Source organism: Enterobacter sp. PP-008-ECC_S150 (genome assembly GCF_045257065.1).
Lineage (GTDB): Bacteria > Pseudomonadota > Gammaproteobacteria > Enterobacterales > Enterobacteriaceae > Enterobacter > Enterobacter chengduensis.
On record NZ_JBJHHG010000001.1, the window covers coordinates 559,196 to 580,809 of the forward strand.

Annotated in this window: 23 protein-coding genes; 4 read left to right on the forward strand and 19 right to left on the reverse strand. The window is 57.8% G+C overall.

What is annotated here, in order from left to right; genetic code table 11:
• Positions 1 to 16: 16 nt before the first annotated feature.
• The 11 genes from sseB to trmJ all read right to left on the reverse strand — a co-directional run bounded on the left by sseB (position 17) and on the right by trmJ (position 8,763).
• The gene (gene sseB / locus ACJBF3_RS02485) at positions 17 to 793 is read right to left on the reverse strand and encodes an enhanced serine sensitivity protein SseB (RefSeq protein ID WP_045326053.1); all 777 of its coding nucleotides are present in this window, start codon (positions 791 to 793) and stop codon (positions 17 to 19) included.
• A gap of 95 nt (positions 794 to 888) precedes the next feature.
• Positions 889 to 2,175, reverse strand: a complete 1,287-nt coding sequence (gene pepB / locus ACJBF3_RS02490) for an aminopeptidase PepB (protein WP_045326056.1) — start codon at positions 2,173 to 2,175, stop codon at positions 889 to 891.
• Positions 2,176 to 2,235: 60 nt separating this feature from the next.
• Positions 2,236 to 2,436 (reverse strand): Fe-S cluster assembly protein IscX, encoded by a 201-nt coding sequence (gene iscX / locus ACJBF3_RS02495; protein WP_003860650.1) that lies wholly within the window; start codon positions 2,434 to 2,436, stop codon positions 2,236 to 2,238.
• A 1-nt stretch (position 2,437) separates the two neighbouring features.
• Positions 2,438 to 2,773: an ISC system 2Fe-2S type ferredoxin gene (gene fdx / locus ACJBF3_RS02500; RefSeq protein ID WP_003860652.1), complete on the reverse strand. Its 336-nt coding sequence runs from the start codon at positions 2,771 to 2,773 to the stop codon at positions 2,438 to 2,440.
• A gap of 1 nt (position 2,774) precedes the next feature.
• The gene (gene hscA, locus ACJBF3_RS02505) at positions 2,775 to 4,625 is read right to left on the reverse strand and encodes a Fe-S protein assembly chaperone HscA (RefSeq protein WP_045326058.1); all 1,851 of its coding nucleotides are present in this window, start codon (positions 4,623 to 4,625) and stop codon (positions 2,775 to 2,777) included.
• Between the two features lie 14 nt (positions 4,626 to 4,639).
• Positions 4,640 to 5,155 carry a co-chaperone HscB gene (hscB, locus tag ACJBF3_RS02510; RefSeq protein ID WP_045326060.1) on the reverse strand — a complete coding sequence of 172 codons (516 nt, stop codon included), beginning with the start codon at positions 5,153 to 5,155 and terminating at the stop codon, positions 4,640 to 4,642.
• Positions 5,156 to 5,234: 79 nt separating this feature from the next.
• A complete protein-coding gene (iscA, locus tag ACJBF3_RS02515) occupies positions 5,235 to 5,558 on the reverse strand; it encodes an iron-sulfur cluster assembly protein IscA (protein ID WP_003860659.1) in 324 nt (107 codons plus the stop codon).
• A gap of 13 nt (positions 5,559 to 5,571) precedes the next feature.
• Positions 5,572 to 5,958, reverse strand: a complete 387-nt coding sequence (gene iscU / locus ACJBF3_RS02520; RefSeq protein WP_003860661.1) for a Fe-S cluster assembly scaffold IscU — start codon at positions 5,956 to 5,958, stop codon at positions 5,572 to 5,574.
• Between the two features lie 24 nt (positions 5,959 to 5,982).
• Complete coding sequence (gene iscS, locus ACJBF3_RS02525; RefSeq protein ID WP_008502157.1) at positions 5,983 to 7,197, reverse strand: cysteine desulfurase; 1,215 nt, start codon at positions 7,195 to 7,197, stop codon at positions 5,983 to 5,985.
• A 117-nt stretch (positions 7,198 to 7,314) separates the two neighbouring features.
• Positions 7,315 to 7,806 (reverse strand): Fe-S cluster assembly transcriptional regulator IscR, encoded by a 492-nt coding sequence (gene iscR / locus ACJBF3_RS02530; RefSeq protein ID WP_008502158.1) that lies wholly within the window; start codon positions 7,804 to 7,806, stop codon positions 7,315 to 7,317.
• 231 nt (positions 7,807 to 8,037) lie between these two features.
• Positions 8,038 to 8,763: a tRNA (cytosine(32)/uridine(32)-2'-O)-methyltransferase TrmJ gene (gene trmJ / locus ACJBF3_RS02535; RefSeq protein ID WP_045326137.1), complete on the reverse strand. Its 726-nt coding sequence runs from the start codon at positions 8,761 to 8,763 to the stop codon at positions 8,038 to 8,040.
• A gap of 132 nt (positions 8,764 to 8,895) precedes the next feature.
• Here trmJ and suhB point away from each other — a divergent pair, with 132 nt between their 5' ends.
• The gene (suhB, locus tag ACJBF3_RS02540) at positions 8,896 to 9,699 is read left to right on the forward strand and encodes an inositol-1-monophosphatase (protein WP_045326062.1); all 804 of its coding nucleotides are present in this window, start codon (positions 8,896 to 8,898) and stop codon (positions 9,697 to 9,699) included.
• A gap of 59 nt (positions 9,700 to 9,758) precedes the next feature.
• Here the strand turns inward: suhB and ACJBF3_RS02545 are convergent, their stop codons facing one another.
• On the reverse strand, positions 9,759 to 10,739 hold the full coding sequence (locus ACJBF3_RS02545; RefSeq protein WP_045326065.1) for a nickel/cobalt transporter: 981 nt from the start codon (positions 10,737 to 10,739) through the stop codon (positions 9,759 to 9,761).
• Complete coding sequence (locus tag ACJBF3_RS02550) at positions 10,730 to 11,368, reverse strand: DUF1007 family protein (protein WP_045326067.1); 639 nt, start codon at positions 11,366 to 11,368, stop codon at positions 10,730 to 10,732. Before ACJBF3_RS02550 ends, ACJBF3_RS02545 begins: the two co-directional genes overlap by 10 nt.
• A 125-nt stretch (positions 11,369 to 11,493) precedes the next feature.
• Here ACJBF3_RS02550 and csiE point away from each other — a divergent pair, with 125 nt between their 5' ends.
• Positions 11,494 to 12,771, forward strand: coding sequence for a stationary phase inducible protein CsiE (gene csiE, locus ACJBF3_RS02555; protein ID WP_045326069.1), 1,278 nt, complete (start codon positions 11,494 to 11,496; stop codon positions 12,769 to 12,771).
• On the opposite strand, the gene ACJBF3_RS02560 is transcribed toward csiE, so the two are convergent.
• The gene (locus tag ACJBF3_RS02560) at positions 12,766 to 13,911 is read right to left on the reverse strand and encodes a 3-phenylpropionate MFS transporter (RefSeq protein WP_045326071.1); all 1,146 of its coding nucleotides are present in this window, start codon (positions 13,909 to 13,911) and stop codon (positions 12,766 to 12,768) included. The two genes, csiE and ACJBF3_RS02560, sit on opposite strands and share 6 nt — an antisense overlap.
• A 173-nt stretch (positions 13,912 to 14,084) precedes the next feature.
• Between ACJBF3_RS02560 and ACJBF3_RS02565 the strand changes: the two genes are divergently transcribed.
• Positions 14,085 to 14,507, forward strand: coding sequence for a DoxX family protein (locus tag ACJBF3_RS02565; protein ID WP_045326074.1), 423 nt, complete (start codon positions 14,085 to 14,087; stop codon positions 14,505 to 14,507).
• A gap of 54 nt (positions 14,508 to 14,561) precedes the next feature.
• Here ACJBF3_RS02565 and glyA read toward each other — a convergent pair whose 3' ends face one another.
• Positions 14,562 to 15,815 carry a serine hydroxymethyltransferase gene (gene glyA / locus ACJBF3_RS02570; protein ID WP_006811549.1) on the reverse strand — a complete coding sequence of 418 codons (1,254 nt, stop codon included), beginning with the start codon at positions 15,813 to 15,815 and terminating at the stop codon, positions 14,562 to 14,564.
• Positions 15,816 to 16,119: 304 nt separating this feature from the next.
• Here glyA and hmpA point away from each other — a divergent pair, with 304 nt between their 5' ends.
• Complete coding sequence (hmpA, locus tag ACJBF3_RS02575) at positions 16,120 to 17,310, forward strand: NO-inducible flavohemoprotein (RefSeq protein WP_045326077.1); 1,191 nt, start codon at positions 16,120 to 16,122, stop codon at positions 17,308 to 17,310.
• An 81-nt stretch (positions 17,311 to 17,391) separates the two neighbouring features.
• Here hmpA and glnB read toward each other — a convergent pair whose 3' ends face one another.
• From glnB to qseE, 4 genes are all read right to left on the reverse strand, one after another.
• Complete coding sequence (gene glnB, locus ACJBF3_RS02580) at positions 17,392 to 17,730, reverse strand: nitrogen regulatory protein P-II (protein ID WP_003860685.1); 339 nt, start codon at positions 17,728 to 17,730, stop codon at positions 17,392 to 17,394.
• Positions 17,731 to 17,795: 65 nt separating this feature from the next.
• Positions 17,796 to 19,133, reverse strand: coding sequence for a two-component system response regulator GlrR (glrR, locus tag ACJBF3_RS02585; RefSeq protein ID WP_045326079.1), 1,338 nt, complete (start codon positions 19,131 to 19,133; stop codon positions 17,796 to 17,798).
• Entirely contained in the window at positions 19,120 to 19,857 is a 738-nt protein-coding gene (gene qseG / locus ACJBF3_RS02590; protein WP_045326082.1) for a two-component system QseEF-associated lipoprotein QseG, read from the reverse strand. The genes glrR and qseG overlap by 14 nt, the downstream gene beginning before the upstream one ends.
• A 1-nt stretch (position 19,858) precedes the next feature.
• A complete protein-coding gene (gene qseE, locus ACJBF3_RS02595) occupies positions 19,859 to 21,286 on the reverse strand; it encodes a two component system sensor histidine kinase QseE/GlrK (RefSeq protein ID WP_112779918.1) in 1,428 nt (475 codons plus the stop codon).
• Between the last annotated feature and the right edge of the window lie 328 nt (positions 21,287 to 21,614).

Sequence of the window (21,614 nt, forward strand, 5' to 3'; positions counted from 1 at the left end):
ATTCACCCCGCCATAATCAGATGATGCGGTTGGTTTTGAGATCGCGCAGGAAGCCGCCCCAGCGACGCTCGTAGAACGGCGTGATGTGCTCGGTAATAAAGTGGCTGATGCCCTTCTCACCGTTTTTCACCTGGCAGATATCAATCGGCTCATCGCCCGGCAGCGTGTCGGTTGCCACGCTACCCGCGGCCTGGATGATGTCGTCGATATCGCCGTCGGCTTCAATACCGATCAGCAGCACGGGCTGTTCGTCCGCCTGCTCTTTAATAGAGCAGAGGAACGCGCGCCTGACGGGCTTGAGCGTTTTGAACAGCGTCGTCAGGGAATCAATCATCTGCGCGGGCGGCTCGGCCACTTCAGACAGCAGCAGCGTTTCGCCCCCTTCCAGCACTTCCTGCGTGCTGAGCGGGTTACCCTCTTCACCAATCAGATGGCTGATTTCACGCGGCGTGAACTCTTTTCCGGTCGGCAACTTCGCGTTGAGGAACAGCGTCTGCCCGAGCGTCATTTCAAACAGGGTGCGCACCGGCATCACCACGAACGCCTGTTCGTCTTCAACCGCTTCCTGCAGCGCTTCCAGCGAGGTGAAGAACGGGATCACCGACGTGCCGTCGTCTTTCTCCCAGTGCAGCAGATCCAGCGCGCTGTCTTCTACAACCTGCTCACCTTCTGCCGCGGTGCCCGGCACCCAGACGGTGGATTCCAGCAGGGTGCGGAAAAAGGCCGGACGGTGAGCGGGCTCGGTCGCCGCCTGCTCCAGCAGGGTTTCTAATTCGTTTTTGGTATCTGACATAGTTTGGCTACTTCAAAAAACGCCGGGTGGCGCTTCGCTTACCCGGCCTACAAAACCGTAGGCCCGTGCAAGCGCAGCGCCGCCGGGCAATGTGGTTATTCAGCCGTCAGCAGGTTCGCCACGGTACGCACGCCCAGACCGGTCGCGCCCGCGGACCACTGCTCAACCGCCGCTTTACGGTAGGTTGCGGAGCAGTCGATGTGCAGCCAGCCTTCGTGATAGTTCTCAACGAAGTGAGACAGGAAGCCCGCTGCGGTGCTTGCGCCCGCCGGGTAAGCCGCGCTGGCGGTGTTGTTCAGCTCGGCAAAGTTGGACGGCAGCTGGCTGCGGTGGAACTCGGCCAGCGGCAGACGCCAGAACGGCTCGTTTTCCGCCGCGGCGCTGGCCAGCAGGCGAGCGGCCAGCTTGTCGTCGAAGCTGAACAGCGCGTGGTAGTCGTTGCCCAGGGCGGTTTTCGCCGCGCCGGTCAGGGTCGCCATGTCGATGATCAGCTCCGGCTTCTGGGCAGAGGCGTCGATCAGGCCATCGGCCAGCACCAGACGGCCTTCGGCGTCAGTGTTCATCACTTCGACGTTTTTACCGTTGCGGTAGCGAATGATGTCGCCCAGCTTGAAGGCGTTACCGCTCACCATGTTGTCCGCACAGCACAGGTACAGCTTCACGCGCTTGTTCAGACCGCGGGTGATGGCAAATGCCAGCGCGCCGGTGATGGTGGCCGCGCCGCCCATGTCGGACTTCATGGAGTCCATGAACGCGCTCTGCTTCAGGCTATAGCCGCCGGTGTCGAAGGTGATGCCTTTACCCACCAGGCAGGCAAAGACCGGGGCTGCTTTATCGCCGGTTGGGTTATAGTCCAGCGCCAGCAGCACCGGTGGACGCTCAGAGCCGCGGCCCACGGTGTGGATGCCCATGTAATTCTGCTCGCGCAGGTCTTCACCCTTGGTGATGCGGTAGGACATTTTGTCGCCCGCCACGCCGCAAAGCAGGTCAACGGCCCGCTGCGCCAGCTGCTCAGGGCCTAACTCTTCCGCCGGGGCGTTGATGGTGTCGCGCACCCAGTCGATGATTTGCAGGCGGCTTTCCAGCTCTTTCTGACCGGCTGCATCAAGGTTAGCCCACTCGATTTTGCGGGTGCCTTTCGGCCCTTTGTAGCCCGCCCAGAACGCCCAGCTGCGGTCGGTGTCCCACCCTTCGCCAGCCAGAGAGACATGCTTAATGCCCAGGCCGTCAATTTTACGCGCGGCGCGCTGGATCAGGCCCAAATCATCGTTGCCCGTCAGGTGCAGGGTAATACCGTCGTTGTTGATGCTGTAGCTGGCTTTCTCGCCCCAGCGCGCGTCGGCGGGCTGCGTAGAGAGCGTAATCTTCATCGCTTCGGTCATTTTATTTTTCCTTATTAGCAACTAGCAAACGGGCCGCCTGAAGGCAGCCCGTTTTGTTATTTATTCTGCTTCATCTAACCAGACTAACAGAATCGCCTCCAGAATTTTTTCATTGGATGCGTTTGGATCGTCGTCGAAATCCTCTAAATCGCAGATCCACTGATGCATGTCGGTGAATCGTACGGTTTTCGGATCGAGATCCGGGTTCGCGTCGTAGAGCGCTTCGCCGATTTCACGGCTGTCTGTCCACTTCAGTCCCATATTAATGCTCGCGTGCGTGGTTGATGGTGTAGCGTGGGAATTCCACGACCAGATCTTCATCGGTCACCGCGGCCTGGCAGCTCAGGCGGCTGTCCGGCTCCAGACCCCATGCTTTATCCAGCATGTCGTCTTCGTCTTCGGTGCTCTCGGCGAGAGAGTCGAAACCTTCACGCACGATGCAGTGGCAGGTGGTGCAGGCACAGGATTTTTCACAGGCGTGTTCCACTTCGATACCTGCGCGCAGGGCAACATCGAGAATGGTTTCACCGGTCTTCGCTTCCAGAACAGCGCCATCCGGACAGAGGTCCGCATGAGGCAAAATAACAATCTTTGGCATATTAAACCTCGTCCACGGACTGGCCCTTCAGCGCCACGCGGACAGATTTGTCCATGCGGCGAGCGGCGAAGTCCTGGGTTTGTTTATCAACGTTTTTAATGGCTTCTTCTATTGCGTCAGCATCATTGCCCATGGCGACGACGCTTAGGTGCGCGGCGGCCTCGTCAATCACCTGACGCTCAGCGGCGCTTAACAGCGCGGCATCGGCATTGAGCGCGCCGGTCAGGCTTTCCAGCACGCGCGCGGCTTCCACTTTCTGTTCCGCCAGCATACGCGCCTTCACATCCTGCTCGGCGTAGCTCATTGAGTCCTGAATCATGGAGGCAATTTCGCCATCGGTCAGGCCGTAGGACGGCTTCACCTGAATGGACGATTCCACGCCGGTGGATTTTTCCATCGCCGTGACGCTGAGCAGGCCGTCCGCATCCACCTGGAAGGTGACGCGAATATGCGCCCCGCCCGCTGGCAGCGCCGGAATACCGCGCAGCGCAAAACGCGCCAGAGAGCGGCAGTCCTGCACCAGCTCGCGCTCGCCCTGCATCACATGGATGGACATCGCGGTCTGGCCGTCTTTAAAGGTGGTGAACTCCTGGGCACGCGCCACCGGAATAGTGGTGTTGCGCGGGATCACTTTCTCCACCAGGCCGCCCATGGTTTCTAACCCCAGCGACAGCGGAATGACGTCCAGCAGCAGCATTTCGCTGTCCGGCTTGTTGCCGACCAGAATATCGGCCTGGATAGCGGCGCCTACGGCCACCACCTTGTCCGGGTCGATGGAGGTCAGCGGCGTACGGCCAAAGAATTCGCCCACGCGCTCGCGCACCAGCGGCACGCGGGTCGAACCGCCCACCATCACCACTTCCAGCACCTCGTTCGCCTCAACGCCCGCATCCTTCAATGCGCGACGGCAGGCCAGCAGGGTGCGTTTCACCAGCGGTGCAATCAGGTCGTTAAACTGATCGCGGGTAATCTCACCCTGCCAGCCCGCAACGTTGACGGTAACCGTCTGCGCGTCGCTCAGGGCGATTTTGGCCTCGATGGCCGCGTCCAGCAGCTCGCGCTGCACGCGGTTGTCGCTGCGATCGGCAACGCCCGCCTGCTCGCGAATGTAGTCCGCCAGCAGGTGGTCGAAGTCATCGCCGCCCAGCGCGGAATCCCCGCCGGTCGCCAGCACTTCAAACACCCCGCGGCTCAGGCGCAGGATAGAGATATCAAACGTCCCGCCGCCGAGGTCGTATACCGCGATCACCCCTTCCTGACCGGAGTCGAGGCCGTAGGCAATCGCCGCCGCCGTCGGTTCGTTCAGCAGACGCAGCACGTGCAGGCCCGCCAGACGCGCGGCGTCTTTGGTGCCCTGACGCTGTGCATCGTCAAAATAGGCCGGAACGGTAATGACTACGCCGTCCAGATCGCCGCCGAGCGTCGCCGTCGCGCGCGCCGCCAGCGCTTTGAGGATGTCGGAGGAAACACGAATCGGGTTCAGCAGACCGGCCTCGGTCGCGATCATCGGCAGGCCGTTTTCACTGGCCTGAAGCTGATAAGGCAGATGCGGGTAGCGGGTCTGAATATCGGCCAGCGATCGGCCCATCATGCGCTTGACGGAGCTGATGGTGTTGGCCGGATCGCGCGCGGCGTTGGCGCGCGCGTCATAGCCGACCGCGTGACCCTGCTGCTGGTAGTGGACCACGGAAGGCAGCAGATGGCGGCCCTGCTCGTCAGCCAGCGTTTCCGCCTGGCCGCTGCGCACGGTCGCCACGAGGGAATTGGTGGTGCCCAGATCAATACCCACCGCCAGACGACGCTGGTGCGGTGCGGCACTTAAGCCAGGCTCACTAATTTGTAATAAGGCCATAATTGCTTCCGAAATTAAAAATCGAGCAGCTTTTCTTCGAGTTGTTCAGCACTGCTTCGCAGTTTATCGAGAAAACGGAGTTTGCGCACAGTATCTGCCGCCACGTCCCAGGTCTCGTTGTTCAGTTGCTCCACCATCTGCTGATGCCGGGTATCGAACATGCCCTTCACGCGCGTGATGAAGCTTTCCAGACGCGCTTCGTCTTTGGCCTGTTCAATCTCGTCGAGCTCTTCGCGCAGCTCCAGCTGTTCCATCAGAAACGCCGTGTCGCGCACGGTGTGCTGTTCGCTCGCCAGATCGAAACCGTGAAGCGAGAGCAGATACTCAGCGCGCGTCAGCGGATGGCGCAGCGTCTGCCAGGCCTGGTTGATGGTCGCAGAGTGCGATACCGCAGCCAGCTGTTCTGCCTGCGTCCCGCTCGCGAATTTGTCCGGATGGTACTGACGCTGCAGATCCTGAAAACGGACCGTCAGCGCCTGGAGGTCAATCGGGTATTGAGCGGGTAGTCCGAAGAGAGTGAAGTAATCCATAACAATCTCAGGGGTAGCCTGTTAGAACAAACCCCACGCGTAGCATGTAAGCCACGGTGGGGTTTCGGATGACGCGCGGTTAAACGTGGAAGCTTTCGCCGCAACCACACTCGTCTTTGACGTTCGGGTTCGTGAATTTGAACCCTTCGTTCAGGCCTTCTTTAACGAAGTCCAGCTGAGTGCCGTTGAGGAATTGCAGGCTTTTGCCATCGACCACCACCTTCACGCCCTTGTCTTCAAACACGGTGTCGTCAGACGCCGGCTCGTCAACAAACTCCAGTACGTAAGCCATACCAGAACAGCCGGAGGTACGTACGCCCAGTCGCAGGCCAAAGCCTTTACCACGGTTCGCCAGAAAAGAGCTTACTCGCGCGGCAGCGCTGTCGCTAAGGGTAATCGACATACTCAAACCTCAATTATTTTGCTTCACGTTTGCTTTTGTAATCCGCAATGGCGGCTTTGATCGCGTCTTCTGCCAGAATTGAACAGTGAATTTTCACCGGCGGCAGTTCGAGTTCTTCAGCAATATCCGTGTTCTTGATTGCCTGTGCTTCGTCCAGAGACTTGCCCTTCACCCATTCGGTGACCAGGGAGCTGGATGCAATAGCAGAACCGCAGCCGTAGGTCTTGAAGCGCGCGTCTTCAATGATACCTTCATTGTTGACTTTAATCTGCAGCTTCATCACGTCGCCACACGCCGGTGCACCGACCATGCCGCTACCAACAGATTCGTCGCTGTTGTCAAAAGAGCCAACGTTGCGCGGGTTTTCGTAATGATCGATGACTTTTTCGCTGTATGCCATGATTGAATTCTCCTTATGTACCGATTAGTGATGTGACCATTCAATGCTGTTCAGATCCACGCCCTGCTTGAACATTTCCCACAGTGGAGAAAGGTCGCGCAGACGGCCAATGGAGTTGCGAACCAGCTTGATGGTGTAGTCAATCTCTTCTTCGGTAGTGAAACGACCTAAAGAGAAACGGATTGAGCTGTGTGCCAGCTCGTCGGTCATACCCAGCGCGCGCAGCACGTAGGATGGCTCCAGGCTTGCAGATGTACAGGCAGAACCGGAAGAAACGGCCAGGTCTTTCAGCGCCATAATCAGCGACTCACCTTCAACGTAGTTGAAGCTGACGTTGAGGATGTTCGGTGCGCCCTGCTCGAGATCGCCGTTCAGATACACTTCTTCCATATCCTTCACGCCGTCCCACAGACGGTTACGCAGCGTGCGCAGGCGCGCCATCTCGGTTTCCATCTCTTCTTTTGCAATGCGGTAAGCTTCACCCATGCCCACGATCTGGTGAACAGGCAGCGTACCGGAACGCATGCCGCGCTCGTGACCGCCGCCGTGCATCTGCGCTTCGATGCGGATACGTGGCTTACGACGAACGTACAGCGCGCCAATCCCTTTCGGGCCATAGATTTTGTGGCCGGAGAAGGACATCAGGTCCACTTTCAGCTGGCTCAGGTCGATAGGCAGTTTGCCCACGCTCTGGGTCGCGTCCACGTGGTAGATGATACCGCGTGCGCGGCACATTTCGCCGATGGTTGCGATGTCCTGAACGACGCCAATTTCGTTGTTAACGTGCATGATAGAGACCAGAATGGTGTCATCACGCATGGCCGCTTCGAGCTCTTTCAGGTCAATAATACCGTTGCTCTGAGGCGCCAGATAGGTGACTTCGTAGCCTTCACGCTCCAGCTGGCGGCAGGTGTCCAGCACGGCTTTGTGTTCGGTTTTGCTGGTGATGATGTGCTTGCCTTTTTTCTGATAAAAGTTGGCTGCACCTTTGATCGCCAGGTTGTCGGATTCGGTCGCACCGGAGGTGAAAACAATCTCACGCGGGTCGGCACCCACCAGGTCAGCAATCTGATTACGGGCGATATCGACCGCCTCTTCAGCATGCCAGCCAAAACGGTGTGAACGGGAAGCTGGGTTACCAAAGTTTCCGTCCAGGGTCAGACACTGCATCATTTTCTCGGCAACACGCGGGTCCACCGGCGTGGTTGCGGAGTAATCGAGATAAATCGGTAATTTCATTGCTCTTTAAACTCCGTACATCGCTTCAATGCAAGGAATCAGGCAACCGGCTGGATGTACGACCGAGTACGCGGGGCGTGACCGCCCCGGCCTGATTCTGAAATCTTTATCGTTTTATTACGCGCGCAGTTTGACGTCGATAGCGTCCTGTGCGCGGGTGCTGCGTTGGGAATCATGGCTGTGCTGACGGCCCGACACGTCCAGAACTTCCTGGTTATTAACCAGTTCACCGAGGGTGATGTTGTTCAGGAAGCCGGTGAGACGGTCGCTCAGATCGCGCCACAGCGCGTGGGTCAGGCACTTGTCGCCGCCCTGGCAGCCGCCTTTACCCTGGCAACGGGTCGCGTCTACGGATTCGTCAACGGCGCTGATCACTTCGCCAACTGCAATACTGCCCGCGTCTTTACCCAGCAGATAACCGCCGCCCGGGCCACGAACGCTGGAAACCAGTCCATTTTTACGCAGTCTGGAGAACAGCTGTTCCAGATAAGAGAGGGAGATCCCCTGTCGTTCAGAAATATCAGCCAACGGAACCGGGCCCGCTTCGGAGTTGAGCGCAACGTCCAGCATCGCGGTCACGGCATAACGCCCTTTAGATGTCAGTCTCATGTCTTACTTAACCTCAAACTCGCCCCTGCCCGGGGTTTTTTATAGTAAAATGGGGTATTGCATAGCAGGGCCAAGTCTGACATTCCTGACTAAAATGGTCAACTATTTACTTGACTGTTTTAGTCAGGTATTTAACCTTCCGTGCCGTTTTTTGTCGGGTGGCGCTTCGCTTACCCGGCCTACGGTTTTGTAGGCCGGGTAAGCGAAGCGCCACCCGGCGAACAGACGACACTATTCCTTATTCTTCTGCTCAATCGACGCCAGAATCCCGCGCAGGATGTTCAGCTCCTGGCTTTCCGGACGCGCGCGCGTAAACAGACGGCGCAGCTTGTTCATCACCTGGCCCGGGTGGCCTTCACGGATAAAGCCGGTTGAGAGCAGCGTCTGCTCCAGGTGGCCGTAGAAGCGCTCAAGGTCGTCCACCAGCGGGTAGGCCGTCTCTTCTTTAGGCTCTACCTCTTTCTCCTGCGTCGCCAGCCACGCCATACGCACTTCATAGGCGATCACCTGCACCGCCATCGCCAGGTTCAGGGAGCTGTATTCCGGGTTTGCCGCAATCGCGACGTGATAGTGGCACTTCTGCAGCTCGTCGTTGGTCAGGCCAACGCGCTCGCGACCAAACACCAGCGCAACCGGTGCCTGTTCTGCTTCCGAGACGCTTTTCAGGCCGCATTCACGCGGATCGAGCATTGGCCACGGCAGCGTGCGCGAACGCGCGCTGGTCCCGACAACGAGGCTGCAGCCAGTCAGCGCTTCGTCAAGGGTATCGACGATCTGGGCATTGCCGATCACGTCGCTGGCACCGGCCGCCAGGGCGATGGCCTGCGAGTCGGGCTTCACCAGCGGGTTAACCAGCCACAGGTTCGTTAAGCCCATGGTTTTCATAGCGCGGGCAACGGAGCCCATGTTGCCGGTGTGCGATGTTTCGACCAGCACGATTCGAATGTTTTGCAGCATAATTTTTAGATGTCTGGATTCAGTGACTGAAGAATATTCCGGCATATTATCATAAACGAGAGACATAATCCGATCCCGCTGCTATACTCTGCGCCGATTTTCCTGTTCTTTAACATCCAGTGAGAGAGACCGATGCATCCGATGCTGACCATCGCCGTGCGCGCAGCGCGCAAGGCGGGTAATGTAATTGCCAAACACTACGAAACGCCAGACTCCGTAGAAACCAGCCAGAAAGGCAGCAATGATTTCGTGACCAACGTCGATAAAGCCGCAGAAGCGATTATTATCGAAACAATCCGCAAATCTTACCCGCAGCACACCATCATCACCGAAGAAAGCGGTGAACATGAAGGTACCGATCAGGATGTTCAATGGGTTATCGATCCACTGGATGGCACCACCAACTTCGTCAAACGCCTGCCACACTTCTCCGTGTCTATCGCGGTACGCATTAAAGGCCGTACTGAAGTCGCCGTTGTGTACGATCCAATGCGTAACGAACTGTTCACCGCAACCCGCGGTCAGGGCGCACAGCTGAACGGCTACCGTCTGCGCTGCAGCACCGCACGCGATCTGGACGGCACCATTCTGGCGACCGGTTTCCCGTTCAAGGCGAAACAGCATGCAACCACCTATATGAATATCCTGGGTAAACTGTTCACCGAATGCGCGGACTTCCGCCGCACCGGTTCTGCTGCGCTGGATCTGGCCTACGTGGCAACTGGCCGCGTTGACGGTTACTTCGAACTGTCGCTGAAGCCATGGGATTTTGCGGCGGGCGAGCTGATCGCGCGTGAAGCAGGCGCCATCGTGTGTGATTTCACCGGCGGCCATAACTATATGTCTACCGGCAACATCGTTGCGGGTAACCCACGCGTTGTTAAAGCCATGCTGGCAAACATGCGTGATGAGCTGAGCGATGCGCTGAAGCGTTAATCCAGCCTGTTAAGCCCGGTGGCGCTACGCTTACCGGGCCTACACCCCCCCTCTGTACGCTAGAAAGGCCGCAATCCCCTTCCCACCGGTACCGCACTCATCCACATCGTGACCGCAGCCACCAGCAGAATCACCCCGCCCGCCAGCGCGAGCGTGGTCCAGCCGACCTGTCGCCACAGCACCGGCGTTTTATTGCCGCTGAGTTTGACCGCCAGCTGACGGAAGCTGTGCACCAGCAGCGCTAAAGACGAAATGGTGAGAGACGTTCCTGCCGCCATGGCCATCGCCGACAGCATTCCCCAGCCAAACACGCCGATCACCTTACTGAACAACAGCACCATGATGGCTCCCGAACACGGGCGCATGCCCATCGAAAGCACAATCATCAGCCGCGCGCGCCAGTCGTCGCCGTTCTGTAGTTGTTCCTGCGTGGGCAAATGCTGATGCCCGCAGCCGCAGTGTTCATCATGAACGTGGTGCGGCGTAAAGGTTTTGAATGTCGGTTTTTGCAGCAGCGCGCGCAGTTTTTTCAGCGCCCGCCAGCACAGTATCAGCCCCAGCACGCCTACCAGCGCGTAGCTCCCCTTCTCCAGCCAGAAGCTGCTCATATGCAGCTGGCGCGCCGGAAGCTGCAAAAGTGAAAGCACAACAATGACCAGCGCAATCGCCACGCCGCCCTGAAGCAGCGAGGAGGCCAGCGTCAGGCCGATGCTCGATTTCAGCTTTGACGGATGGGTGGCGAGCCAGGTCGTAATGACGATCTTGCCGTGCCCCGGCCCCAGCGCGTGCAGCACGCCGTAGATAAAGCTGAACGCCAGCAGGGATCCGCCCGCTTTGGTCGGGTTCTCCGCCACCGCCTTCAGCAGGCCGCTCATCTGCTGGTTGACCTCACGCTGCCAGATAATGCTTTTCATCATCACCTGCGGCCACGCCTGCCAGAGCCAGAGCGAACCGCAAACGGCGAGCAGGAGAAAGAGCGCCAGCGGCCAGAGGTGCAGCCAGCGGCGCGGCTTGCGGGCCGGAGTGGAGATCACTGACATTGTAGCGTTACCTCCTGCGCGAACTGTTTACCCAGCTCCATGTCTTCGGGCGGGGCATCTTCCTTGTCGAGCGAGACCGCAAAGTTCAGCGTCTCTTCGCTGGGTTTCGGGGTATGCACGCCAATTTTGCAGCTTTTTTGCAGCGCGTCCGGCAGCCGTACGTCGCTGTCTTTGTCGTAGCGCATGTCGACATAGTAGGTGGGATCAAAGGTGGAAAAGCGGTACGTTTGCCCGGCCAGCGGCTGAGGCTGTGCCAGAGGAAGCACGAACGTCAGCACCGCCTGATGCCCGTCGCGCGTCATCCCGTATTCCGTTGGGCGGTTCAGAAATTTGACCTTTTGCCCGTTGTGCCAGAACTCGGTGAAGTAGTGCTGGCCGAGCACGTTGGCCATCACTTCCGCCGCCAGCTTTTTCCAGATTTCGTCGCCCGGCTTTGCATTTCCCGCATCATAGAGCAGATCCGCCGAGGTGATTTCATCCATCGTCCAGCGCATTTTCAGACCGCTCAGCTGCGTGCCGTCGGTGACCAGCTCGGTTTTAAGATCAATAAAGCTGTGAGGATGTGCGCTGGCAGTTAAGCTGATAATCGCCAAAAATAACGCCATCGCGCATTGTTTACCTGTTTGCATCAATTCCTCACGTCAAAAATTCTGTGATGTTCCCCAGCAATCCTGAATGAAAGGCCTGCCGGCGCGCTTTTCAGCGCTCATCCTTTAGCTATTCTTATCAAACATTCTCACTGGATACCCGACAGATGATGACGACGCTTGAAATTCCATCTGTGCTTTCCAGTTCGCAGCGCCGCTGCCAGGTGCTTTTGATGCTTTACCTGCCCGATGCTGCCGTCACCGCACAGAGCATAATTGCTGCCAACGGGGTTGACGACGCGCTGGCACGGCAAGATATAGCCGAGACGCGCGATGAAATCCAGCGCTATCATCGGCTGGATATCGTCACGCACCACGACGGCAGCTACCGGATTGAAGGTACAGCCCTGAATCAGCGTTTATGCCTGCTGCACTGGCTGCGTCGGGCGCTGCGGCTTTGCCCGCAGTTCGTCTCGCACCAGTTTACCCCCGCATTAAAAACCGCACTTAAACAGCACGGCATCGCGCGGCCGCTTTATGACGATGCAAACCTGCGGGCGCTGATCGGCTTCTGCTCCCGCAAGCTCCAGCGCCAGTTTGAATGCCGCGACGTCCAGTTCTTACAGCTCTATCTGCAATACTGTCTTATTCAGCACCAGCTCGGGAATACGCCGCAGTTCTCCCACGTTCAGCGCAGCTGGACCCAGTCGAGAGGAGAGTATTTTACGGCCCAGGAGATTGTGCGCCACTGGAGACGGCGCGTCCCGCAGGGTGCCCACGGAGATGAGCAGCTGTTTCTTGCCCTACTGTTTATGATGCTCCGCACGCCCGATCCGGCGCTTGATAAGCACCAGCAGGATGAGCGTCTACGCCGGGCCATCGTGCGCATGGTGGCCCGCTTTCGTTCGCAGACCGGGATGAACTTCAGCGATGAACAAGGGCTGACCGATCAGCTGTATATCCATCTGGCTCAGGCGCTGGACCGCTCGCTGTTTGAGATCGGCATCGACAATAGCCTGCCGGAGGAGATCCACCGCCTCTATCCCCGTCTGTTACGCACCACGAAGGAAGCGCTGTTTGAGCTGGAAGCGGAATTTGGGCTGCGTTTTTCCGATGAGGAAATGGCGCTGGTGGCGGTCATTTTTGGCGCCTGGCTGATGCAGGAGACCGATCTTCATGAAAAACAGGTGGTGTTGTTAACCGGAGAGGATAAAGCCTGTGAAGAGGTGATTGAGCAGCAGCTGCGCGAATTAACCCTTCTGCCGCTCAACATTCGCTACCTGACGCTGCAGGCTTTCCAGAAAGAGGGGGCACCGCGCGAGGCCGCGCTGGTTATTACCCCCTACCCTACCGCCCTGCCGCTGTTCTCGCCGCCGTTGATCCATGCCGTTGAGAGATTGAACGCGCAGCAGCAAGAACATATTCGCGCCATGCTGGAATCATAGCGACGCGCGCGCGGCCACTTTTGGACGAACAACGATGGCGGGTAAGGCAACCAGCGCCATGACCCAGAAGACGCCATGCCCCAGATGCTGGTAGAGGAACCCCGCGAAGACCGTCATGATCGCGATACTGCCTCCCATCGCCACCGCCGAATAAACAGCCTGCAGACGAATGACGTCTCCGCCCTCGCGCGCGGCGATATAGCGCATCGCCGCCAGATGGCAGACGGTAAAGGTGCCACAGTGAAGAATTTGCGCCACTATCAGCCACGGCAGATCCGTCGTCCAGCCCATAATCCCCCAGCGCGCCACGCCGCAAATCGCGGAAAGCAGCAGCAGATCGCGCGCGCCAAAGCGGCGGAACAGCTTTTTGCTTAGGGCGAAAATAATGACTTCGGCCACCACGCCCAGCGACCACAGATAGCCCACGGCGGAAGCAGAATATCCCGCCCCCTGCCAGTAGATGGCGCTGAAGCCATAGTACGCCGCGTGCGCCCCCTGAAGCAGACAGACACACGCCAGAAAACGCCAGCTCTGTGCGACCAGACTCCGCCAGGCGGGCCAGCCTGCGCTCTCCTGGTGGCGGCTTTCCCCTTGCGGCATCACCGACGGACGCAGCAGCATGCCCAGCAGCATCGAAGCAATACCGATACTCAGCAGGGCAAGAATGGCGCGATAATCGTAAAGGCTGACCAGTTTGCCCACCAGCGCGGAGCCGATGACAAAGGCAATTGAGCCCCACAGGCGCACGCGACCGTAGTCCATGGTGATCTGCTTTTGCCAGGTGTTCGCCAGGGCATCCGTCAGCGGCACCAGCGGTGAGAAGAACAGGTTAAAGCCGACCATCACCACCATCAGCCAGGCAAACTGGTGGCTGACCCAGAAGCAGGCGACAAAGACCAGCGTCAGCAGCGCGAGAATGCGCACGGCCTTGATCAGTAAGGAGGGATCGCTGACGCGCGGGGCAATCAGCAGGCTGCCGAGGAAACGCGCCACCAGCCCTGCGCCCAGCAGCACGCCGATGGTTTCCGGAGTAAGGCCGATACCCTTAAGCCAGACGCTCCAGAAGGGCAGAAAAATACCGTAGCTAAAGAAATAGGTGAAATAGCTGAGCGCCAGCCAGCGCGTGGAATGCAAGACCATGAATCCCTCCCGAAATCGAGGCCATAGTCTGGCGAGAATATAAAAATTAAGCAAGTCGATAGCCTGCTATAAATTAACGAAAATTTAACATCCCGTGCAGTCGCCTGGCTTATGGCAGGGAATGGAAATATGTATTACGTTTAAATTACTCCACTTGCAGAGGTTTTTCTGCCATGAACTCACTACGTTATCTCGATTTCGGCCAGTCACGTCACCTGCTGCTGCTCATTGGCCGCATCGCGCTTGTCGTGCTGTTTATTATCTTTGGCTATCCCAAACTGACGGGGTTTAGCGGCACCGTTCAATACATGACCTCGCTGGGAACGCCGATGCCCATGCTGGCGGCCATTATTGCGGTGGTGATGGAGGTGCCCGCCGCCATCCTGATCGTGCTGGGCTTCTTCACCCGCCCCATCGCGGTGCTGTTTGTGTTCTACACGCTGGGTACGGCGGTGATTGGGCATCACTACTGGAATATGACCGGTGACGCGGTCGTACCGAATATGATTAACTTCTACAAGAATATCAGCATTGCCGGCGCGTTTATTTTGCTGGCAATAGTTGGCCCCGGGGCGATTTCCCTCGACCGACGTTAAGCCATAAAAAAAGGCCGCATGCGCGGCCTTTTTTATTTCTGCAAAGCAGAGGGATTATGCGTATACCGGGAAGCGTGCGCAGATATCCAGAACTTTACCTTTAACGCGCTCGATAACCGCTTCGTCATTGATGTTGTCCAGAACGTCACACATCCAGCCAGCCAGCTCTTTCACTTCCGCTTCTTTGAAGCCGCGGCGAGTCACGGCCGGAGAACCGATACGGATACCGGAGGTCACGAACGGGCTCTTCGGATCGTTTGGCACGCTGTTTTTGTTCACGGTGATGTTGGCGCGGCCCAGGGCAGCGTCAGCTTCTTTACCGGTCAGGTTCTTATCAACCAGATCCAGCAGGAACAGGTGGTTTTCAGTCCCGCCGGATACCACTTTGTAGCCGCGGTTCAGGAACACTTCCACCATCGCTTTGGCGTTCTTAGCCACCTGCTGCTGGTAAACCTTAAACTCTGGCTCCATCGCTTCTTTCAGCGCCACCGCTTTTGCCGCGATAACGTGCATCAGCGGGCCGCCCTGCGCGCTTGGGAACACGGCAGAGTTCAGTTTTTTGTACAGCTCTTCGTCACCGCCTTTCGCCAGGATCAGGCCACCGCGTGGACCCGCCAGGGTTTTGTGGGTGGTAGTGGTCACAACGTGCGCGTGTGGAACCGGGTTCGGGTAAACGCCTGCGGCAATCAGGCCCGCCACGTGCGCCATGTCAACGAACAGGTAAGCACCGATGCTGTCTGCGATTTCACGCATTTTTGCCCAGTCAACGATACCGGAGTAAGCAGAGAAGCCACCGATGATCATCTTCGGTTTATGCTCTTTCGCCTGCTTCGCCATGTCGTCGTAGTCAATTTTGCCGGACTCATCAATACCGTAAGGGATGATGTTGTACAGTTTGCCGGAGAAGTTAACCGGGGAGCCGTGAGTCAGGTGGCCGCCCTGCGCCAGGTTCATCCCCAGCACGGTGTCGCCCGGCTGCAGCAGCGCGGTGTAAACCGCGAAGTTAGCCTGAGAGCCAGAGTGCGGCTGGACGTTTGCGTAGTCAGCGCCAAAGAGTTCTTTCGCACGGTCGATCGCCAGCTGTTCAACGATATCCACGTACTCGCAACCGCCGTAGTAGCGCTTGCCCGGGTAGCCTTCAGCGTATTTGTTGGTCAGCTGAGAACCCTGCGCCTGCATCACGCGCGGGCTGGTGTAGTTTTCGGAGGCGATCAGTTCGATGTGCTCTTCCTGACGTACTTTTTCCTGCTCCATAGCCTGCCACAGTTCGGCATCATAATCGGCAATGTTCATTTCACGCTTTAACATCCGCATCTCCTGACTCAGCTAACAAGTAAATTTTGGCCTGAAAAGGCAGTCCTGTTGGACGACGGGCAACAGTATAACTGAATAGTTCTGTGATAACAGGTCTTGACAAACGATTTTACGCAAACGTTTACCTACCCGCCACGCAAGGGTTTGAGGAATAAAGCACTCGCTTATTTCAACGGATTTCTTTTCAGGTTTGTGATGCATATTTTTCATCTCGCAAAGAACCCTTTACACCGGAGGGGTATTTTTTATAAGATGCATTTAAAATACATCATTAAAATCACATCGGAAGGACGCTGCCATGCTCGACGCTCAAACCATCGCTACCATTAAGGCCACCATTCCCCTGCTGGTAGAGACGGGCCCTAAACTCACCGCCCATTTCTACGATCGCATGTTCACGCACAACCCGGAGCTCAAAGAGATTTTCAACATGAGCAACCAGCGTAACGGCGATCAGCGTGAAGCGTTGTTTAACGCCATCGCCGCCTACGCCAGCAATATTGAAAACCTGGCCGCCCTGCTGCCTGCGGTGGAAAAAATCGCGCAGAAGCACACCAGCTTCCAGATCCAGCCCGAGCAGTACAACATTGTCGGCGGCCACCTGCTGGCAACACTGGACGAGATGTTCAGCCCGGGCCAGGAAGTGCTGGACGCGTGGGGTAAAGCCTACGGCGTGCTGGCAAACGTATTTATTAACCGTGAAGCGCAAATCTACCGCGAAAACGCCAGCAAGAACGGCGGCTGGGAAGGGACGCGCGCCTTCCGCATCGTTGAGAAAACCCCGCGCAGCGCGTTAATCACCAGCTTCGAATTTGAACCGGTGGACGGTCAACCGGTGGCCGATTACCAGCCTGGCCAGTATCTGGGCGTGTGGCTGAAGCCTGAAGGCTTCGCGCATCAGGAGATCCGCCAGTATTCCCTCACCCGCAGACCAAACGGCAAAGGCTACCGCATTGCGGTGAAGCGTGAGGACGGCGGTCAGGTATCCAGCTGGCTGCATAACGAAGCCAACGTGGGCGACGTGGTCCATCTGGCCGCGCCGGCGGGCGATTTCTTTATGGCCGTTGAAGCGACGACCCCGGTTACGCTGATCTCTGCGGGCGTCGGCCAAACGCCAGTGCTGGCGATGCTCGATACGCTGGCATCATCTGGCCACGACGCGCAGGTTAACTGGTTCCACGCTGCGGAAAACGGCGAGGTGCACGCCTTTGCGGATGAGGTGAACACGCTCGGGGCGTCCCTGCCGCGCTTCACCGCGCACACGTGGTATCGCCTGCCGACGGAGGCGGATCGCGCATCTGCCCGCTTTGACAGCGAAGGTCTGATGAATTTAAGCCAGCATGAAGGGGCGTTTAGCGCACCGGAGATGCAGTTCTACGTCTGTGGGCCGGTGGCGTTTATGCAGTATGCCGCGAAGCAGCTGGTAGCGCTGGGGGTGAATAAAGACAACATTCATTACGAATGTTTCGGGCCGCATAAGGTGCTGTAATGCAAAAAGCCCCTCGTTCGAGGGGCTTTTTTCGCCGGGTGGCGGCTACGCCTTACCCGGCCTACAAAACCGTTGGCAATGTTAAATCGCGGCGTCGTCTTCTTCGCCGGTGCGGATACGGATCACGCGCGCCACGTCAAAGACGAAGATTTTACCGTCGCCGATTTTGCCCGTCTGCGCGGTGCGGATAATGGTATCCACGCAGGTATCGACGATATCGTCGCTGACCACGATTTCAATTTTTACTTTCGGCAGAAAGTCGACCATGTACTCTGCGCCACGGTAAAGCTCGGTGTGGCCCTTCTGACGACCAAAACCTTTCACTTCCGTCACGGTCATCCCGGTGATGCCGACTTCCGCCAGCGCTTCACGCACATCATCCAGTTTGAAAGGTTTAATAATCGCATCAATCTTTTTCATGGTGGGTCCTTAAACGCTTGCCTGTAAGCTGCCTCGTAATCGATTGCTCACAGTACCATACGGCATTACTCTTTAAAATCGTTTGCTTCCAGCTCGTGGCGCGAGAGGAGCTTGTAAAATTCGGTGCGGTTGCGTCCGGCCATTCGCGCCGCGTGGGTCACGTTGCCTTTGGTGATCTGCAGCAGCTTGCGCAGATAGTTGAGCTCGAACTGGTTACGCGCCTCCGCAAACGTCGGCAGGGCCGTGTTTTCCCCTTCCAGCGCCTGCTCAACCAGCGCGTCGCTGATCACCGGTGAGGAGGTCAGCGCCACGCACTGCTCAATCACGTTGACCAGCTGACGCACGTTACCCGGCCAGCCTGCGGCCATCAGCCGCTTCATCGCATCGGTAGAGAAGGCGCGCACGAACGGTTTATGACGATCGGCCGCCTGGCGCAAAAGATGGTTCGCCAGCAGCGGAATGTCTTCCGCACGCTCCGCCAGCGCCGGGATCTTCAGGTTGACCACGTTCAGACGGTAGTAGAGATCTTCACGGAACTCGTTGCGGGCCATCACTTTTGGCAGATCGCGGTGGGTCGCCGAAATAATACGCACGTTAATATCAATGTCGCGGTTGCTGCCCAGCGGGCGCACTTTGCGCTCCTGCAATACGCGCAGCAGTTTGACCTGCAGCGGCGCGGGCATGTCGCCAATTTCGTCCAGGAACAGCGTGCCGCCTTCTGCGGCCTGGAATAGCCCTTCACGGCTGCTCACCGCGCCGGTGAAGGCGCCGCGGGCGTGACCAAACAGTTCAGATTCGAGCAGCTGTTCCGGGAGCGCGCCGCAGTTAATGGCGATAAAGGCATTTTTACTGCGCGGGCTGGCGTTATGGATTGCCTGCGCCAGGATCTCTTTCCCGGTACCGCTCTGGCCGTTGATCAGCACGCTGACGTCGGACTGCGCCACCATACGGGCCTGCTCAAGCAGACGCAGCATGATGGGGCTGCGGGTGACGATGGTCTCCCGCCACGCTTCATCTCCCGCCGGGGCGGCATGTTCCAGCGCGCTGTCGATTGCCTTATACAGCGCGTCTTTGTCCACCGGCTTGGTCAGGAAGCTGAATACTCCCTGCTGCGTTGCAGCAACCGCGTCCGGGATGGATCCGTGCGCCGTCAGGATAATCACCGGCATACCCGGCTGCTGCTTCTGGATCTCCGCGAACAGCTGCAGGCCGTCCATTTCATCCATCCGCAGGTCGCTTATCACCAGATCGATTTTCTCGCGGCTGAGAATTTTCAGCCCCTCAAGCCCGCTTTCCGCGGTCACGACGCTGTAGCCTTCACTCACCAGACGCATCCCCAGCAGCTTTAACAGCCCGGGATCGTCATCCACCAGTAAGAGATGGGCTGGTTTACGGCTCGTCATGCTTCACATCCTCTTGTTTCGGCGTATCGCTGTCCGGCGCGGCGGATGAGCTCCCCGGCTGATATTTACGCGATGAGAGCTGCCTTTCGATATCGGTCAGGTTCTCCAGCTTGCGCGTCGTGGTGTCCAGCTGCGTTCGCAGGTGCTGCTGCTGTTGGCGCAGCGTATCCAGCTCGCTGTCGGTTGACTGCTGTAGCCTGCTGTAGCGGGAGCGCTCCTCAGACAGCTGAAGCTGTAATGTCTGCCCTTCCCGCCAGAGCTGGTAGACAGGGCGTACCTGTACGGGAAGCGTGACCACCAGCGTGTCCAGGCGGGTCACGTTGGCCCGGCGTTCAACGGGGGTGATTTTCGCATCAGCGAGTAAAATTCCACGCTTGAACGCGTCCTGCCAGGTATCGTCATCCAGCATCGCCGCCTTCGAGCGCGCGTCGACCGGCGCCAGACGCTGGGCGCAGTCTATGCCGCGCAGCCAGAACAGCGGGTTACTTTCGACGTCATGGCCCGACAGGTTCCAGATGTCGTCGCAGCGGGTCGAAAGGAAATCGGCCACCTGGTTGTCGGGCCATTTATCTTCTTGTTTGTCGCTAATGGCGCTTTGTGGCGCATGGGAAACGCATCCTGCCAGAAATAAACAGGGCAGGCTCAGGCGAAGCGCGTTGCGGGAAAACACCGCGCGTACGGCGCGGAAAAAGACGTGTGACATACTCACCAGACATAGATTCATTTTATTGGTTTTTCCGGCTCAGGGGCAGTTCAATACGGAAGCAAACATCCGAACGTTCGTCCGTGGCAATGTTTAGCTCACCCTGCATGCGTCGTATGCAGTCCCGGGCGATGCTTAAGCCCAGACCACTGCCTTTCACCGCACCTTTCCGCTGATGACTCCCCTGGAAAAAGGGCTCGAAAATCATGGTTTGTTCGTCATCAGGGATCGGGGTGCCGGTGTTAGCGACGTCGATAAACACCCGGGAACCCTTCGTATAGCTTCGGATATAAATGTTACCGGATTCAGTACCATAGTGCACCGCATTGGAATAAAGATTATCCAACACGCTCATTAACAGCATGGGTTCAGCGAGACAGGTCGGCGCATTGAGCTCTACACCGGTATGCATCATTTTAGCTCTTGCCGGCAAGCTATGGGCGGAGATCACCATATCCACCAGCGGTTCAATCTCAACGTTTTCCAGTACGACCGCCCCGTCAGCCAGCTTGCGGTTGTAGTCCAGCAGTTGCTCAATCAGCTTCTGCAGATTGCGGCTGCTGTTATCCAGGATCTCGACAATCTCTTTCTGTTCTGGCGTCAGGGGCCCTGCCACTTCGTCCGCCAGCAGCTCTGTCCCTTCACGCATGCTCGCCAGGGGCGTTTTAAGCTCGTGAGAGATATGGCGCAGGAACTGATGGCGCTGAGACTCGAGCCACGCCAGGCGCTCGGACAGCCAGATGATGCGCTGACCGACGGATCGCAGCTCGCGGGGGCCTTTAAAGGCGACCGTATCCCCCAGCGATTTGCCCTCCCCCAGGCGGTTGATCATCCGCTGAATGCCCTTCACCGGGCCGATAATCATGCGGGTAAAGAGCAGGACCAGCCCAAGGCTTACCAGGAACAGCACCAGCGCCTGCCAGCCGAAGAACTGGCCGCGTTCGGCAATTTCCTGCTGGAGCTGCTGGCCGCGGGAGAAAATGACCGTGCGCGTTGACTGCACCATCTCGGTGTTGGCGCTGGCAAACGCTTCAAGACGCGCGGCGGCGGCGGCATCCGGCCCGCTGTTACTGCACTGGAGCTGCGCGAGATCGTTCAGATCCTGACGTAACGCCTGATAGAGCTTGTCGTCAGGCAAAACCCCCGCGTGGGCGTCCAGCATTTCGCTGTAGCGTTTACGCTGGCTTTGATACACCTTTTCCAGCGTCCGATCGTCAAGCACGCAATACTGACGATAGCTACGCTCCATCTCCAGCGCGGCGTTGGTCATCGCTTCACTGCGCCGGGCGTCGATGAGCGTCGTGCGGTTGGTCAACGCCGCCTGCGCGCTGAGCGCATTCAGGCTTTGCCACGCCTGCCAGGCAAGGATCAGCAGCGGCAGCAGGATCAGCAGGAAAGCCATCATGACGAGCTGCCGCAGGGAGCGGGGGAAAACGGGCCAGCGTTTCAACGCATTACTCTCTTTACGGGGGTTTACGCAGAGCGTAACTGAGTCTGCCCTTCAGATACAACAAAGCCGGGTAAAAACCCGGCTTTGTCATGGAATGAGGCGGTGCCTAACTCGACGTTTCGCCCTGGCCTGATAAAGCATCGCTATGATCAGTAGTTGGACGGCAGGCACCTTTTTGTGCGTCATTCGAAGTTTATGTAGCGCGTCCCGAAGGGGCTGACATAAGAAGGTGAATGAGCCACTGGTTAATATTATGCAACACCCGTGCCAGAATGCAAAACAAAATATTAACACATTGATATATATGATTTTTACTCATGAAGACTGT